Genomic DNA, 16,770 nt, shown 5'->3' on the forward strand with positions numbered 1-16,770 from the left:
GCCCCTTTGGCTTCGGCCGAGGGGCTTTTTTTATGTCCGTTGCGCTAGGCTAAGCCTAAAAGCTGATGTGTTACCGCGGGGGTAAGCAATGTTGTTGAGTGTACGAATTTGGCTATTGGGTAGCCTGATCTGGCTTGTCACTTTTTCCGCACAGGCTGCCCAATGCCCTGATTGGCCGGAGGAGCGCCTAAGCCGCGAAAGCAAGGCGCTGGCTGAGCAGGTTCACCGCTGGGACACTGCCTACCATGACGAGGGCGCCGCGCTGATCGATGATGCCCTTTACGACCAAGCGGTTGAGCGCCTAGCCACTTGGCAGCGTTGCCTGGGCACTGTACCGGATCATCGCCCGCTTACACGCGTTACACGTAGCAGCGGCACTCTTGAGCATCCGGCTGCGCAGCGTGGGCTTGATAAAGCCGATGACGATGGCGTCAGACGTTTTACCAGCCGCCGCGAAGACCTGTGGATCCAGCCCAAAGTGGACGGCGTGGCGATTACGTTGCGCTATGAAAATGGCGAACTGGTCGAAGCCGTTAGCCGTGGCGATGGCGAGCGGGGCCAGGATTGGACGGCCCGTGCCCGGCAACTCCCTGCCATTCCCAATACGCTACCCGAGCCTATTTCTGCAGTACTCCAAGGCGAGCTGTATTGGCGGTTAAGCCAACACGTGCAGTCGCGTTCACCCGCATCGGGTGCACGGGGTGCCGTGGCGGGAGCAATGGCACAAGCCTCCCCCACAGCGGCCACCCTTGAGCGTATTGGCCTGTTTGTCTGGGGCTGGCCCGATGGCCCTACCGCAATGCAGGAACGTTTAGCACGGCTAAGTGAACTGGGCTTTGATAGCGCTGACTACACTCATCCGCTGGATGACCGCCATGATGCCGGTTATTGGCGCGATAGTTGGTTTAACGGGCCGTTGCCGTTTGCTACCGACGGGGTGGTGATTAAGCAAGCCGAGCGACCCGGTGTACGCCGCTGGTCATCATCACCGCCTGAATGGGCCATTGCCTGGAAATATCCCGCCCAGCAGGCGCTAGCGGAAGTGCGCGGCATTGAGTTTCGCGTTGGGCGCACTGGGCGTGTGACGCCGCTGGTGTGGCTTAATCCGGTGCTGCTGGAGGGGCGGCGTATTAGCCGCGTCTCGTTAGGCTCACTGGAGCGCTGGGAGTCACTGGATGTCCGTCCCGGTGACCAAGTGGCGATTTCGCTAGCGGGATTAACGATTCCCCAGTTAACCGAGGTGGTGTGGCACACCCAGGAGCGCTCGCCGCTGTCACCGCCTTCACCCCAGCGCTTTAACCTGCTGAGCTGCTTTGAATTAACGCCCGGCTGCGATGATCAATTGCTGGCGCGGCTTAGCTACCTTGGCGAGCAGCTTGGTATGCAGGGTATCGGTGAAGGTACTTGGCAAGCGCTAATGGATGCGGGCGTAGTCACGCATTTACTGGACTGGCTGGATGTCGAACCGCGCCAGCTGCAACAGGCCTACGGCATTGGTGAGGCGACCGCTGAAACGTTACTGGAACAGTTTCAAGTCGCCAAGGGCAAGTCGTTTTCGGCCTGGTTAAGCGCGCTGGGGGCGCCGCCAGGTAGCGAGTCGGTTCGCGGGGATTGGGATGAGCTAGCGGGCTACCTGCGCGAACAGTGGCAAGCCGTTCCCGGCGTTGGCCCGGTTCGCGCTGACGCGCTGGTAGCATTTTTTAGCCACCCCGAGATACAGCACATGGCTCGACAGCTTAACGAAGCAGGTGTGGCTGGTTTTTAGCCTAGTCCTGTGAGACGCAGCATCAAACCCAGATAAAGCGGAATCAGCAGCGGCGCGAGCAGTGTCGTCACCAGCACCGCTAATGCGCCTTTTTGCGGTTGAATGCCCAGCTCCATGGCCACCACCACTACGTTGGAAGCCATGGGTACCACGCCTATCAACAGCAGCGCCATGGCCAGTTCCGTGGAAAGAGGCGCCGCCCACTGTAGTATTAAAGCGGCCCCCAACATAACGAGCGGCCAGAGCAGGTAGCGAAGACCCAGGCAGGTGGCTACAAAGCGTGAATCCCAGGCGGCAAGCGTTACTTGGCTAAGCGTCATGCCAATAATCATCATGCCCAGCAGCGTGTAGGTGGCGGGGAAGACTTGCAGCGAACTCATTACTGCAGCGGGTATGGTTATTTCAAGGGCGCTAAGCAGTAACGCGAATAGGAACGCATAGATAAGCGGTAAGCGAGAAATTTTGATCAGACTCTCACGTACGGAAAAACGTCCGCGTGCGCTAAGGTAAAAGCCCACGGTGAATTCGTAAATATTAATCCCCAGCATACAGAACAGGTAAAGAGTAACGCCTTCAGGGGGGAGCAAAATCAGCGCAATCGGTAGGCCGAAATAGCCGGTATTACCCGTTCCTGAGGAGAACGCCAGCAGAGCAGCCTCCTGTTCACCAAAACGGTGGCGAGTAATACGCTGTACCACCAGTGCCATCAGGCTTGCCAGAATGAACAGTGCTAATGTGAGTAAGAGGTAGTCAGGTGTTGGGCCGCCGTTCATCAGCGCGCGAAAAATCGTAAAAGGCGCTATCAGGTAAACCAGCAGCGTCGCAATCGGGCGAGGATCTAGCTTGAGTCGTTGGGCGGCGAGCCAGCCTAGCCCCACGTAGCTGAGTAGCATGAGTAGCGGCCCAACGAGCGCCCCAGGTGCAAGATCCATTTATCCTCCCGTCGTATGTGGTGGCTCGCTAACATGAGCCGAATTAAAGGCCAAGCGTGGAATCTTTCATTAGCCCCAGCGCGCTGGAACAGCGAGAATACCTCAAAATATCATCATGTTTGATCACTAATAAGGAAACCCCATGAGCAGCCATGAGCATCCGCTAGGTATCAGCTTTGAATTCTTTCCGCCCAGTACCGATGCTGGGCGCGACAAGCTGATTCACGTTCGCGATGAACTGGCCGCCCGAAAACCACGTTTTTTCTCGGTGACTTACGGTGCTGGTGGGTCTACCCAGGCGCGTACCCGTGAGGTGGTGCGTGCGGTCGGTGAAAGTGGCATTAATACCGCTCCGCATCTCTCCTGCATAGGCAGTGAAAAAGCGCAGTTGCGTGATCTGCTGGCGCAGTACCGTGAGGAAGGGGTCGAGAGCCTCGTCGCGTTGCGTGGTGATATGCCCTCAGGTATGGGAAGCATTGGTGAGCTACGTTATGCCAACGAACTGGTTGAGTTTATTCGCACGGAGACGGGCGCCCATTTCGACATCGCAGTGGCTGCTTATCCTGAATCTCATCCACAGGCGCCTAATCTTGATAAGGATGTGGAAAACTTTGCGCGTAAAATGAAGGCGGGCGCCAATATGGCCATCACCCAGTACTTCTTCACCGCTGACGCCTATTTCAACTTCGTTGATAAAGCCCGTGCGCTGGGCGTCGAGCAGCCGATTATTCCCGGTATCATGCCGATTACCAACTACACCAAGCTGGCGCGTTTCTCTGACGCCTGTGGAGCCGAGATCCCGCGCTGGATTCGCAAGCAGCTGGAGTCCTATGGCGACGACAGCGAAGCGATTGCTGCCTTTGGCACCGATGTAGTGAGCCGTCTTTGCCAGCGATTGCTGGAGGGCGGCGCGCCAGGCCTGCACTTCTACACGCTTAACCAAGCGGCGCCGGTGCTGAAAATCGTCGATAACCTGGCTGGTTAACCAAGCCGCTTTTCTTTGCCTACCTTGCGCCCATTAAAAAACCCCGCTCAACAATTGTTGAGCGGGGTTTTTTTACGCTTAGCATTTAACGGCTTAAATCAATCAGCCAGCTTGTGCCGTTTTGCTACCACCACCGTGCATCTTACGCTGCATCATGAATAGCACGATACCAATCGCAAGGCCGGCAATGTCGGTATAGATACCGCCGTAGATTAAAAACAGCGCGCCCACCAGCATGACGACACGCTGCACTAGGTTAACGGGGCCAAAGAACCACGCTTGAACCATACCAGAAAGCAGCACAATGCCCAGCGTCGCGGTTAACCCAACGCGCAGAATCTGCATCGGTGAGCCTTCCATCAGCATGGCCGGGCTGTAGAAGAACATAAACGGCACAATGAACGCGGCCAAGCCAATCTTGAACGAGGCCACCGAGGTGCCCATGGGGTTGTCGCCGGAGATACCGGCCGCGGCATAGGAGGCCAAGGCAACAGGGGGGGTAATCGCGGAGACGACCGCAAAATAGAACACAAAGAAGTGAGCAATTAGCGGTTCAATGCCGATATTGATCAAGCCGGGAGCGACCACGGAAGCGGCCACCGCATAGGCAGCGGTAGTCGGCATACCCATGCCGAGTAGAATACTGATCAGCATGGCGAACACTAGTGCCAGCAGTTGGCTCACGCCCGCTAAGCCAAGTAGCAGTGACGAGAAACGCGCGCCCACACCGGTCAGCGAGATAACCCCGACGATTAAGCCCGCGCAGGCGCACACGGCGATAATCTGAATCGACATAGTGCCCGCTATTTGCAGCGCTTTAAGAATCGCCCGAAAGCCCATTTTATTGGGTGAGAGCCAGCTAACCACTGCGGCTGACGCCGTGGCCAAGGTGCCCGCGCGGATCACCGAGTAGCCCATAAACAGGGCGACAATCAGGATAATAATCGGCGCGAACAGATAGACCTGTTTTACCAGCTTCGAGAACAGCGGAATCTCATCTTTGCGCATGCCACGCATGCCTTTACGGGCGGCTTCAAAGTCGACCATAAAATAGATAGAGGCAAAATACAGAATCGCCGGAATAACAGCGGCAAGGGCGATTTCGGTATAGGGAATACCGGTCACTTCGGCCATGATGAACGCGCCCGCGCCCATAATCGGCGGCATGATTTGCCCACCGGTTGAGGCGGCTGCCTCAATCGCGCCTGCGCTACGTGATGGGTAGCCGACTTTCTTCATCAGGGGAATGGTCAATGAGCCGGTGGAAACCACGTTACCTGCCGAAGTACCGTTAATCATACCCATCAAGCCAGAGGCAAAAATGGCCACCTTGGCAGGGCCACCACGGGCACGGCCAGCTGCGGCAAAGGCAAAGTTAACGAAGTAGTCGCCTACTTTAGAGGCCTGTAGGAAGGCAGCAAAAATAATGAACAGAATAATATAGGTCGACGACACGGCGGTGGTGGGGCCGAGAATGCCTGCGTCGGTATACACCTGGCTAAAGAAGCGCTGTAGTGACAGCCCCGGATAGCCTAAAAAGCCTGGCAGATAGGGCCCGGCGAAAACGTAGGTCAGGAAAACCGCAGAAATAACCACCAGGGCCAGGCCTGCGACCCGGCGGGTGAGCTCCAGAATCAGTAGTGAGCCCGCAATCGCCGCCCAGGAAATGCCTGACGGTGCGAAAGAGGTACCCGTCGACATGCGGATATTGGTGTTATAAGCCACTAACAAATAACCAGCGCTGGCCAGCGCGCAGACCATCAGTACCAAGTCTGCAGGATTGAAGCGATGACGTGCCTGACGATAAAACCATGACAACACAACAGCCGCCGCTGTCGTCGCCATTAACGGGTAGCCGTAGTGCCAGTTTTCAATGCTCGGGTCGATGCGCATGGCGCCGCCGCTGAGCGTTTGATACATCAACAGAACTTGCGCCAGAGTATAGGCGGCAGGAATCAGTAACGCGTAGCTAAGCCATTTGATCCAGGCACCTGACGCCTGGTGATCGTCGTCGGCAAAACGGGCACCAGAAAAGAGCCCGTAACCGAGAATAAGCGCACCGGCAATATGCACGATACGAAACGACCAGGTTTCCATCGGATACACGTTGAGTGAAATCAGATGGAAACTTGAGTAAGCGATCGCTAATGCCGCAAACAGTAGGAACTGCCAGCCCGTAAACAGGCGGCGATTGGGTTCAACAACGTCTTCATCGACACCATCGGCAATGGACTCTGGTATCACTGACGCCGCGTGGGCATCATCCTTGAGATCATTGGGGTCTTGGTCGGTTTTGTGACTCATTAGAGTTCACCCTCACAGCAAAAGCAGACAAAGGGGTAGCAGCAGCGAAAGCTGCCCCGCCCGGCTGGGCCGGAAACGGGGCAGTCAGAACGGTAAACGTTGCTTAGTTGATCATGTCATCAGCAATTTCATAGCCGTTCTCTTCGTACCAGCGTGCAGCGCCGGGGTGAAACGGCAGCACGGTGTTGTGCTTGATGTTTTCTGGAATGGTGGTTTCAGCGCTGCGGTGCACAGAGCGCATGCGGTCGTTGTTTTCCATGGTCGCCTTGGTGACTTCATAAACGAAATCTTCCGGCAGGTCGCAGCCTGCGATAGCGAAGTTCCACATGGAGACAGCGCGGGCATCTTCTTCCAGCGTCGTATAGGTGTTGGCCGGAATCATGAATTCAGCTACGGGGAAGTTTTCCAGCACCGTGGCCAGCTCTTCCTCGTTAAACTCAATAATGTTGACGTCAGTTTGTACTTCTAACTGGCTAACGGCGGGAATCGGAATGCCGGCAGCGAAGGCGACCACGTCAAGCAGGCCATCCTGCAATTGACCGCCCAAGTCTGACCAACCGCCGTTGCGACGCTCAAAGTTAACGCCCAGGGTTTCTAGAATCGCTGGGAAGTAGGTGTCAGAGGTTGAGGCAGCCGGGCCAAAACCGATGCGCGCGCCATCAGGAATATCGGAAATTGACTCAATACCGCTGTCAGAAAGCGCGGTAATGGAGAACGGCGTTTCGTACATGGGGAACATGGCGCATACATTGTCCATCTTCATTCCAGGCGCTAGCGGACTTTCACCTTTAACGGCATCAGAAGCAGGGCCCATGGTGGTTAAGCCAAATGCCATATCGCCTGTGTGCACCAGGGCCAGGTTTTGAGTCGGGCCACCGGTGACTTCACCACCGCCAGATACACCCAGCTCATCAGCGATAAAGTTGGCCCAGCCTGAACCGTAGACGAAGTAAGTGCCGCCTTGGCTAGCGGTGCCCACGGTAAAGTTGTCGGGCCAATCAGAGCGGTCTGCTTGCGCTTGGGCACTGCTGGCAGCGGCTACAAGCAGAGCGCTGCTGGCGAGAAGAGTGAACGTTTTAGGCATATGTTTGCGCATGGCGAAAATTCCTAGCTGTTATTGGGGTTATATACTGACAGCGTCGATAAATGCGGCCAGTCGATACTGCGTTAAGCAGGGTATCCAAAGTATTTAACAGCGATAGTTGTGCCATTTAAGGGTTATGATTTTTAAATCAGATGCTTATGATTTTTTTATTCAACTTTGGTGGAAAGCACTTTTTGTCATAGTGTCCGATTGTTCGCACGACAATGGTTATTTAGTGTGCGGATAACCGCACACTAAATGGTGTTGCCTGTACGCTATCGGCTTGTGGGGCGTTAAGGAAAGAATGAACACGCCATCCTTGGCGGGGAGGGAGTTAACGCGAGGATTTACCTGGATCCAAAATACGTACGGGTTGCACATCCTGCTGCTTCTGATCGTCACGTACCTGGTTGACCCGGGTGGTCATTTCGGTAAGCGCATCCTCTTCGATGGGCAGTTGCTCGAAGAAATCGCAACTGACGCATTCTCGGTAGCGAATACCGTTTTGCTCCCAGGCACGGATCCGATCCATCGCTGCGCAGCGCGGGCAAGTAACACCGGCGATAAAGCGTTTCACACTAGACATCATTAGACTCCAAGAGCGCGCTCTCTAAGTGGAGGGCGCGCATAGGTTTTGCAGATTTAAGCAGCGCGAATGCCGCTATGGCGCAGTAGCGGTTCGACGCTCGGCTCTCGGCCTCGAAAGGCGACAAAAAGGTCGGCTGCATCGCGGGCGCCGCCCTGCTCCAGGATTTCGCGACGAAAGCGCTGGCCCGTTTCAGGATCGAAAATACCGGTCTCTTCAAAGGCGCTCCAGGCGTCCGCCGAGAGCACTTCAGCCCACTTGTAGCTGTAGTAACCAGCCGCATAGCCACCGGCAAACACGTGGCCAAAACTATTTTGGAAGCGGTTGAATGGCACTTTCGGCAGCACAGACACCGCTTCGCGCACCTCATCTAACAAGGCTTGCACATCGCTGGCGCTGGGGGCGCTAAGTTCATGGTGCAGACGCAGATCAAACAGCGAGAACTCGATTTGGCGCATCATACCCATGGCTGACTGGAAATTCTTGGCTGCCTGCAGGCGCTCAAGCAGCTCTGCTGGCAGCGGTTCACCACTATCCACGTGTTTGGCGAGTAGATCTAAGCCTTCACGCTCCCAGCAGTAGTTTTCCATAAACTGGCTGGGCAGCTCTACGGCATCCCAAGCGACGCCGTTAATGCCGGAAATATCGGCGATCTGCTGCTGGGTCAGCATATGGTGGAGGCCATGGCCAAACTCATGGAACAGCGTGGTGACTTCGTCGTGGGTGAGCAGTGCCGGGCGGCCGTTTACCGGGGCAGTAAAGTTGCAGGTCAGGAAGGCGACGGGCAGTTGCAGACCCTGCTCGGTTTGACGACGCACCCGGCAATCGGCCATCCAGGCACCGCCACGCTTACCTTCGCGGGCGTAGAGATCCAGATAGAAACCGGCAATGGGTTGGCCGTTTTCGGTGATGCGGAAATAGCGCACGTCATCATGATAGCGGGGTGCTTGGGTATCTTCTTCAAATCGCACGCCGTAAAGGCGTTCAACCACCTGAAACAAGCCATCGATTACCTGGGGTGCTGGAAAATAGGGGCGTAATTGCTCCTGGGAGATCGAGTGGCGCGCTTCGCGTAGTTTTTCGCTGGCATAGGCAACATCCCACGGTTCCAGCGTCTCTAGGCCGAGTTCTTCTCGGGCATAAGCACTGAGTTCTGCAAACTCCTCCTTCGCCTGAGGCAACGCACGGCGGGCTAAGTCGTTGAGAAAATCGAGCACCTGCTCGGGAGATTCCGCCATTTTGGTGGTGAGAGAGTAATCGGCATAGGTGGCAAAGCCGAGCAATTGGGCCATTTCATTGCGCAGTGCCAGGATCTCTTCCATGATCGCCGCGTTATCGAATTTGCCCGCATCTGGGCCTTCATCAGACGCACGGGTAACAAAAGCGGTATAGACCTCCCGGCGCAGCTCGCGGTTATCGGCATAGCTAACCACCGGGAAGAAGCTGGGGAAATCCAGGGTAATACGGTAGCCCGCAACGCCTTTCGCCTCGGCGGTGGCTTTTAAGGTGTCGAGAGCACTTTCCGGCACCCCCGCTAACGTCTCTTGGCTATCGATGTCCTTGTGCCATGCCTGGGTAGCATCCAGCACGTTATTGGAGAACTGATTTGACAGCAGTGAGAGCCGCGACTGAATCTCGCCGTAGCGGGCTTTCTGGTCAGCAGGAAGATCAACACCGGCAAGGCGGAAATCGCGTAGGGCGTTCTCCACGGTGCGCCGCTGTGCGGCATCCAGGTGCTTCCAGGCCGGGCCATCTTTCAATGCTTGCCAGCCATGAAATAACCCTTCGTGCTGGCCTACCCAGGTGCCGAAGTCGGAGAGCTTCCCAAGGCATGCCTGATACGCTTCGCGCATTTCCGGCGAGTTCATGGTGCCATTGAGGTGCGAAACCGGTGACCACGCCTTGGTGAGCCGATCATTCACCGCTTCAAGGGGCGCTGCAAAAGTGTCCCAGGTAGGCGGGGTAGCGGCTGCCTGCTCGGCGAGGCGATCAATGGCCTCTCGGCTTTCGCTTAGCAGCGTCTCCACGGCAGGCTCCACGTGCTCGGCGCGAATCTCAGCAAAGGGGGGCAGCGCGTGCGTTTCAAGCAGCGGATTGGTGGACATGGGCACCTCGATTGGCATCGTTTTAAAAACCGTTAGTGAGCGCAAAACGCGCAATAATAATGACACAGTGCGGGCGGTGGTGCTGTGTTTCAATGTTAGCCTCAACAACTATGTTTAATGCCAGGGTTTGGCCTGCACGCAAGCGCCTGCTAGTCTTGCCGCCTTTTAATGCCACCAATGGCAGGAGCATGTGATGAGCGAAACGCTGGAGCGCTGGGGGTCGAAGCGGGCCTTTATCTTGGCGGTAACAGGTGCTGCGGTGGGGTTAGGCAACATCTGGCGCTTTCCTTACGTGGCCGGAGAGAACGGCGGTGCGGCGTTTTTACTGATTTATGTGGCGTTTGTGCTGCTGCTGGGTATTCCGGTCATGATGGCGGAGATTCTGATTGGCCGTGCTGGGCGACGCGGGCCAATGCAAGCGTTGAGTGTCTTGGCGGCCGAGGCGGGGGCTTCGCCTCGCTGGCGCTGGTTGGGGCTATTCGGGGCGTTCACCGTGTTCTGCATTTTATCTTTCTACTCGGTGGTGTCCGGCTGGTCGATTGAGTTTTTGGTGGCCTCTGTTAACGGCCATTTCAATGGCGCGAGTGCCGCAGAGATTGGCGCCGGTTTTGAAGCCTTCTTGGCCAACCCTGGGCTGCTGATCTTCAACCACTCGCTATTTCTGTTTATGACCATGACGGTCGTGGCGGCGGGTGTTGCCAAGGGGTTAGAGCGGCTCAATAACCTGCTGATGCCGCTGCTGTATCTGTTGTTGCTGCTATTAGCGGGCTATGCCGCGACGACTGATGGCTTTGCCCCCGCCTTGGCGTGGCTGTTTTTACCCTCTTTCGAGGCGATAACCCCGGCGGTGGTGGTTCACGCCATGGGGCACGCGTTCTTTACTTTGGCGGTGGGCGCCTGTGCTTTGATGGCGTATGGCGCTTATATGCCGGAAGAGCAAAGCCTGCCTAAAGCCGCTGTGGCAGTCGCCGTACTCGATATTAGCGTGGCGTTACTGGCGGGGATCGCTATTTTCTCGGTGGTATTTGCTCAAGGCATGGATCCCACTGATGGCCCAGGGTTAATGTTTGTCACCCTGCCCATTGCGTTTTCTGAGCTGCCCTGGGGCTCTGTATGGCTGAGCGTGTTCTTCTTACTGCTGCTACTGGCCACCTGGACATCGGCCATTAACCTCGCGGAGCCGATGGTCGCAACGTTACAGGGTTTGGGGCTGCGTCGCAGTATCTCGACTGCCATTGTGGCGCTCAGCGTCTGGTTGATCGGGCTGTTATCGGCCTTCTCTTTTTCAACCCTGGCGGAATTTCGGCCGCTATTTGGACGCAATGTCTTCGAGCTTGTCAGCAGTATACCGCCGGATGTTTTCCTGCCTTTGGGCGGCCTATTGATAGCGGTTTTTGCCGCTTGGGTAATGCCTCGCGATAAAGTGGTAAGCGCGTTAGGCGTTGGTGAAAGGGGCTACCTGGTGTGGCGCAATATCATTCGCTGGGTGTCGATTCCGCTGACCTTTATTGTTCTGCTGGCCGGGTTGCTATAGTGGGGTAACTGAATTCTCTAAGCTATCCAACAACCCTAGGAGCGAGTTATGAGTAGTGCATTAAGGCCCTATCAAGGTATGGAACCCCAATTGGGTGAGCGCGTTTATATTGATCCGGCCAGTGTGGTCATTGGTGATGTGGTGATGGGTGACGACTGCTCTGTCTGGCCGATGACGGTTATCCGTGGCGATATGCACCGTATTCGTATCGGTGCGCGTACCAGCGTGCAGGACGGCAGCGTGCTACATATTACCCACGCCAGTGATTTTAGTCCGGAGGGGTTTCCGCTCACCATTGGCGATGATGTGACCATCGGCCATAAAGCGATACTGCATGGCTGCACCTTGGGAAGTCGGATCCTGGTAGGGATGGGCGCGATTGTAATGGATGGCGCGGTCGTTGAGGACGAGGTCATTATTGCCGCAGGCGCCGTGGTAACGCCGGGTAAGCATTTGGAGAATGGCTATGTGTATGCCGGTAACCCCGCCAAAGCGATGCGACCACTCAAAGACAAAGAGCGTGCTTTCTTTCCCTATACCGCAGGTAACTACGTTAAATTGAAAGACCGCTTTCTGGCCGAAGTCACCCGCTAGCGACTTTTTCTAAGCTTTCCCTAAGCGATTGCTAAGCCAACCTTTTTTCTTAAATTAGTCATGTCGCGAACACTAAAAGTCTGTTAATTTATACAGTTTTCTGTTTTGCAGACTTTAGGATGCCGCGTCATGGCTAATTTTCGCACGCATATTACGGTGGCAGCGGCGGGCGGCATGCTGATAGCTTACGTAGGTTGGAAAGGCCAGTGGTGGCCACCCTCCCAAGCGCTGGTGATGATTGCATTAGTCACCTTTGGCGGCATTTTGCCCGACATTGATGCTGATCGTTCCCACTCTATCCGTTTGATATTCAATCTGCTTTCGGTGCCCGCCTTGGTATTAGGCGCCTTGTTGTTACAGCCATGGCTCACGCCGGGCGCGTTGTTGATTGCCTGTGGCGGAATCTACTTCTGTGTGCGCTATTTGGCGGGGGTGCTGTTCTCGCGTTTTACCGTGCACCGCGGTATTTGGCATTCACTGCTAGCGGGCGGGCTATGCAGCCTGCTCACCGCCGCGTTAAGTTTTAATTTGCTCAGCCAACCAGCGTGGCTAGCGTGGTCTCACGGTGCGGCCACCTTAGTAGGGTTTTTGATCCACTTGAGTTTGGATGAGATATACAGCGTTGATCTTGAAGGCGCGCGGCTAAAACGCTCGTTTGGTACGGCGCTCAAGCTAGGCGACAGCCGGCGGCCAATGTCTAACCTGCTAATGTTGATTGCCACATTAACGCTGGTGCCCTGGGTGCCGCCCTGGTCTGTCTTGGGGGAGTTGTTGCATCAAGGCTCGCTGCTGTGGCGATAGTCGTCGGCATTGAGGCCGTGCTTTTTAAGTTTGTCGTAAAAGGTTTTGCGCGGAATGCCCAAGTGGTGACAAACATCGGTTACCCGTCCATGGTAGCGCGACAGAGATTGGCTGATCAGGCTCTTTTCAAACAGCTCTACCTGGCGCGGCAAAGTAGGCTCTTCGGTGTCGGCGTTGACCCCTTCCAGCAGCGCATCCAGACGATAGTCAAAGGCGGCGCCCAGTAGCACGTAACGCTCGGCAAGGTTCCGCAGCTCGCGCACGTTGCCGGGCCAATCATGGGCCAGCAGGGCGGCAATGGCGGGGCTGTCGAGGGTCGGTGCTTCTAGCCCGCTACGATTGGCAGCGACCACGGCAAAGTGCTGGAACAGCAAGGGGATATCCTCACGCCGCTCGCGCAGAGCAGGCAGCGGCAGGGTGACAACGTTTAGCCTATAGTAAAGGTCTTCGCGAAAACTCCCCTCTTCGGAGGCGGCTTTGAGATCCACCTTGGTGGCCGCAATCACCCGAATATTGAGCGGAACTGTTTCATTGGCGCCTAACCGCTCAACGCTGCGTTCCTGCAGCACCCTCAGCAGCTTGACCTGCAGCGCCATGGGCATCGATTCGATCTCATCCAGAAACACGGTGCCGCCGTTAGCGTGTTCAAACTTGCCGATTCGCCGCTCTACTGCACCCGTGAAAGCGCCTTTTTCATGGCCAAACAGCTCGGACTCAATGGTGTTTTCGGGCACCGCGCCGCAGTTGATCGCCATAAAGGGGCTGTTGCGCCGGCCGCTGCGTTCGTGAATTGCACGGGCCACGAGGTCTTTACCGGTACCTGTTTCACCGAATAGCAGAACGTCGGCTTCTACTTGGCTGATACGCTGAATCATCGCCGCGAGCCTGGATATGATGGGTGTGCGCCCAACGAGTCGCGGTCCCAACGCGGCTTGTTGCACTTCAAGTTCAGCTTTAAGACGGTGGTTTTCCAAGCTGAGTTGGCGCTTCTCTATGCCTCGGCGTACTACGTCCAGCAACTGATCACCGGCAAACGGCTTCTCAAGAAAATCCCATGCTCCTGCGCGCATGGCTTCTACGGCCGTGGAAATGTCGCCGTGACCGGTGATTAAAATAATCGGCAGAGTGGCGTCGCGGCTGTGTAACTCATGGAGCAGTGCCATACCATCCATTCCCGGCATGCGGATATCACTGACAATGACACCTGGGAAGTCCGGTGTTAATGCTGCCAGGGCTTGTTCCGCTGATTCGAAGCAGTAGGGCGTGTAGCCTGCAAGCTCGAGGGTTTGGCTGGCGGTGATCCGCAGATGCGGTTCGTCGTCGATCACCATGACCGGCAGCGTCGACGGCTCATGCATACGAGGAGTTCTCCTGGGGGTGAGTTAGCGGTGAGTGGGGCAGGGCGATAGTGAAGCAAGCGCCGCCTTCGGGTCGATTAGTTGCCTGTAACTTGCCGCCTAAATCGTCCATGATACGCGACGAAATCGAGAGTCCTAGGCCTAAACCACTCCCCGGCGCTTTGGTGGTAAAAAAGGGTTCAAAAATATGCCCTAAGTGCTCCTCGGGAATGCCAGGGCCATTATCGGTAACGCTAATAATGACCTGCTGCTGGTGTATTTGGGCGCCCAGAGTAAGTTGTGGCGCAGGTACGCCTTTCATGGCCTGCAGCGCATTACCGATTAAATTGACCAACACTTGTTCCAGACGCACTAGATCGCCTTGCACCCATAGTGTTTCATTGGGCCACTCCTGAGTAATGGAGATGTTGCCTTCGCGCAGGCGGCTTTGAAACAGGCGAAGAGCATAGTCGATACAGGCTTGTACCGAAATCGCCTCCTGGTGCTCGCTGCTCTTACGTGAAAACTGGCGCAGCTGAGCGCTGATGTCCGCCATACGCTCGGTCAGTTCAACAATTTGTTCAAGGTTGGCATCCGCTTTTTCGTGGCGTGCTAATGCCATAAAACGGCGGGCGTTTTCCGCGTAAGCGCGAATAGCCGCCAGTGGTTGATTAAGTTCATGGTTGATGCCCGCGGCGAGCTGCCCCAACACAGCGAGTTTGGCGGCTTGAATAAGCTCGTCTTGGGTCTGGCGTAAATTGGCCTCTGCACGGCGGCGCTCTTCAATTTCATCCGATAGGCGTTGGTTGCTGGCCACCAGATCACGGGTGCGGCGCTCTACGCTTACCTCAAGTTCGTCACGCACGCGTGCCAAGGTATTGCGCTCGCGCTCGGCAAACGCTTCGCGTTCACGGCGCAGCCGTAGGCGCTGCCAGCCAATACCTGCGCCGAGAGTGACCACGCCGTAGAGGCCGCCTGCCATGAGGGCGGCAATCCACTGAGCGCTAATCACCGGTGTTAGCGGCTTTAAAATATGCATTTGCCAGCCAAATTCAGGGACATGTCGGGTCAAACTAAGATAGTCGCTACTGCTCAATGGGCCTTGGGAGAAACTGACCAACTGGCTTCCCTGTCGGTAAGGTGCATTGATTTCAATACCCGAGGGTGACAATGGCTCCATGGCATAGCGGCGCGTTTCTCTTAGGGCTTGACGCTGCTCATCGGTGAGTGGGTAGAGCGCGTTCATGCGTAGTTCGGGGTGGCTGGCCATGAAAATGATGTCATCGCTATCAGTGACAAATAGCTCGGCATCCTGCTCAGCCCAGCTCTCTTCAACATCATCTAAAAGCACTTTAACTACTAGCACGCCGTCTGGCTGTGCATCGGGCGAGGTGTCGTCTAGCCATATGGGCGATGAAAAGTAGTAGCCCCGTTCAAGAGACTTGATGCCCAAACCAAAAAAGCGCCCCTGGCCTCCGGCAATGGCATCGGTGTAGTAGGAGCGGAAAGCATAGTTCTGGCCAATAAAGGTGTTAGGGCGGTGCCAATTGCTGGCGGCGATCGTGTCGCCATCGTGATTGAGTAAATAGACGTCTGAAACCCCCGCTGTAAAGCGGAAACGATCCAGTAGCATATTTAGCGGCATCGGGTCTTGGCTATCGGGAGAGGCCAAAAAACGCTGCACGCCTTCCCGAGTGGCAAGCATTTGCGGCAAGTAGTCGTAGCGCAGTAAATAGCCGTTTAAGTTGGCGGCAGACAGCCGCAGCTCGTTTTCGGCATCATCCTGTAAGTTGGAAAGCGCTTGTTCACGCGCCAACTGGGCGGCCTGCCACATGCAAAACAGCAAGCCGAGTGAAATAACCAGCAGCCACAGGCGCCGCCAGCGTGGCGGCAAGGGGGTGGGCGCTTGGTTATTCATACCAGCGCTGTTCATGCTGACGTCTTACTACTGCCTTGAGCGCGGCGAAGGGCACGCTGGGCGCGCGTCTCAGCCCTCGCCATCTCAAGTAGACCTTCTTCGACAAACACTAAGTGCTCATGAGCGCGAGTGCGGGCATCCTCCGCGCGGCCTTCCAAAATGGCATTGAGTAGGGCGCGGTGCTGTTGCATTAACTGACTGCGCGAACCCTCCTTGGCGAATAAATGGGCCAGGTTATTTACAATGCTCTTCTCTAGCAGGTGAAAAATGCCGCGAATGGTATGCAGCAGTAGAACATTGTGAGCAGCTTCGGCAATCGCTAAGTGGAACGCTGCATCTAGTTTGGCTTCTTGGATAGGGTCGGCACCGGCAAAACCGCCGTCGAGCTCTTCAAAGCGCTGAATAAGCACGGACTTATCGGCGGGTGTTGAGCGCAGCGCAGCGTAGTAGGCGGATATACCTTCCATAGCGTCGCGGAATTCAAGTAAGTCTAGGTTAAATTCGCCGTGACGAGAGAGCATCTCCAGCAAGGGGTCGGTATAACCATTGCTGAGGTCATCGTTAACAAAAGTGCCGCCGCCTTGGCGGCTGGTTAGTAGGCCACGAGCGGCTAGTTTCTGAATAGCTTCCCGTAAAGAGGGGCGCGAAACACCAAACCGTTCGGCTAATTCACGTTCGGGAGGTAAGCGCTCGCCTGGTTTTAGGCTGCCTTCTAGCATCATAGCTTCAAGGCGTTCAGTAATTACATCGGCCAAGCGCTGCTGGCGGAGCGGTGGGTAGCTCATATTGAATAGCTCATGTCGATTTGCGTCCGCAATTGGTAAG

At 55.9% G+C, this 16,770-nt stretch carries 13 protein-coding genes; 5 read left to right on the plus strand and 8 right to left on the minus strand.

Going from position 1 to position 16,770, the window contains the following annotated elements:
* Window positions 1-88: 88 nt before the first annotated feature.
* Complete coding sequence (ligB, locus tag LMS44_RS00300) at window positions 89-1,765, plus strand: NAD-dependent DNA ligase LigB (protein WP_159175974.1); 1,677 nt, start codon at window positions 89-91, stop codon at window positions 1,763-1,765.
* Here ligB and LMS44_RS00305 read toward each other — a convergent pair.
* A complete protein-coding gene (locus LMS44_RS00305; protein ID WP_159175975.1) occupies window positions 1,762-2,697 on the minus strand; it encodes an AEC family transporter in 936 nt (311 codons plus the stop codon). The genes ligB and LMS44_RS00305 overlap by 4 nt on opposite strands.
* A gap of 142 nt (window positions 2,698-2,839) precedes the next feature.
* Here LMS44_RS00305 and metF point away from each other — a divergent pair, with 142 nt between their 5' ends.
* Complete coding sequence (gene metF / locus LMS44_RS00310; RefSeq protein ID WP_138801675.1) at window positions 2,840-3,682, plus strand: methylenetetrahydrofolate reductase [NAD(P)H]; 843 nt, start codon at window positions 2,840-2,842, stop codon at window positions 3,680-3,682.
* A 102-nt stretch (window positions 3,683-3,784) separates the two neighbouring features.
* Here metF and LMS44_RS00315 read toward each other — a convergent pair whose 3' ends face one another.
* The 4 genes from LMS44_RS00315 to prlC form a co-directional block, all read right to left on the minus strand.
* Window positions 3,785-5,986, minus strand: coding sequence for a TRAP transporter permease (locus tag LMS44_RS00315; protein ID WP_022520977.1), 2,202 nt, complete (start codon window positions 5,984-5,986; stop codon window positions 3,785-3,787).
* Between the two features lie 103 nt (window positions 5,987-6,089).
* Window positions 6,090-7,082, minus strand: coding sequence for a TAXI family TRAP transporter solute-binding subunit (locus tag LMS44_RS00320; protein WP_138801677.1), 993 nt, complete (start codon window positions 7,080-7,082; stop codon window positions 6,090-6,092).
* A 322-nt stretch (window positions 7,083-7,404) separates the two neighbouring features.
* The gene (locus LMS44_RS00325; protein WP_027958898.1) at window positions 7,405-7,656 is read right to left on the minus strand and encodes a YheV family putative zinc ribbon protein; all 252 of its coding nucleotides are present in this window, start codon (window positions 7,654-7,656) and stop codon (window positions 7,405-7,407) included.
* A 56-nt stretch (window positions 7,657-7,712) separates the two neighbouring features.
* Window positions 7,713-9,761, minus strand: a complete 2,049-nt coding sequence (prlC, locus tag LMS44_RS00330; protein ID WP_159175976.1) for an oligopeptidase A — start codon at window positions 9,759-9,761, stop codon at window positions 7,713-7,715.
* Window positions 9,762-9,954: 193 nt separating this feature from the next.
* Here prlC and LMS44_RS00335 point away from each other — a divergent pair, with 193 nt between their 5' ends.
* The 3 genes from LMS44_RS00335 to LMS44_RS00345 all read left to right on the plus strand — a co-directional run bounded on the left by LMS44_RS00335 (window position 9,955) and on the right by LMS44_RS00345 (window position 12,690).
* On the plus strand, window positions 9,955-11,295 hold the full coding sequence (locus LMS44_RS00335; RefSeq protein WP_159175977.1) for a sodium-dependent transporter: 1,341 nt from the start codon (window positions 9,955-9,957) through the stop codon (window positions 11,293-11,295).
* Window positions 11,296-11,343: 48 nt separating this feature from the next.
* Entirely contained in the window at window positions 11,344-11,889 is a 546-nt protein-coding gene (locus LMS44_RS00340) for a gamma carbonic anhydrase family protein (protein WP_039860901.1), read from the plus strand.
* 129 nt (window positions 11,890-12,018) lie between these two features.
* Entirely contained in the window at window positions 12,019-12,690 is a 672-nt protein-coding gene (locus LMS44_RS00345; protein WP_027958894.1) for a metal-dependent hydrolase, read from the plus strand.
* Here LMS44_RS00345 and LMS44_RS00350 read toward each other — a convergent pair.
* The 3 genes from LMS44_RS00350 to LMS44_RS00360 are packed head-to-tail and all read right to left on the minus strand — an operon-like array spanning window position 12,666 to window position 16,730.
* The gene (locus tag LMS44_RS00350) at window positions 12,666-14,048 is read right to left on the minus strand and encodes a sigma-54-dependent transcriptional regulator (protein WP_009288649.1); all 1,383 of its coding nucleotides are present in this window, start codon (window positions 14,046-14,048) and stop codon (window positions 12,666-12,668) included. The genes LMS44_RS00345 and LMS44_RS00350 overlap by 25 nt on opposite strands.
* Window positions 14,041-15,960: a sensor histidine kinase gene (locus tag LMS44_RS00355; RefSeq protein ID WP_159175978.1), complete on the minus strand. Its 1,920-nt coding sequence runs from the start codon at window positions 15,958-15,960 to the stop codon at window positions 14,041-14,043. Before LMS44_RS00355 ends, LMS44_RS00350 begins: the two co-directional genes overlap by 8 nt.
* A complete protein-coding gene (locus tag LMS44_RS00360) occupies window positions 15,957-16,730 on the minus strand; it encodes a GntR family transcriptional regulator (RefSeq protein WP_027958892.1) in 774 nt (257 codons plus the stop codon). The genes LMS44_RS00355 and LMS44_RS00360 overlap by 4 nt, the downstream gene beginning before the upstream one ends.
* Between the last annotated feature and the right edge of the window lie 40 nt (window positions 16,731-16,770).

The sequence above is a fragment of the Halomonas profundus genome (genome assembly GCF_020865425.1).
GTDB lineage: Bacteria > Pseudomonadota > Gammaproteobacteria > Pseudomonadales > Halomonadaceae > Vreelandella > Vreelandella titanicae.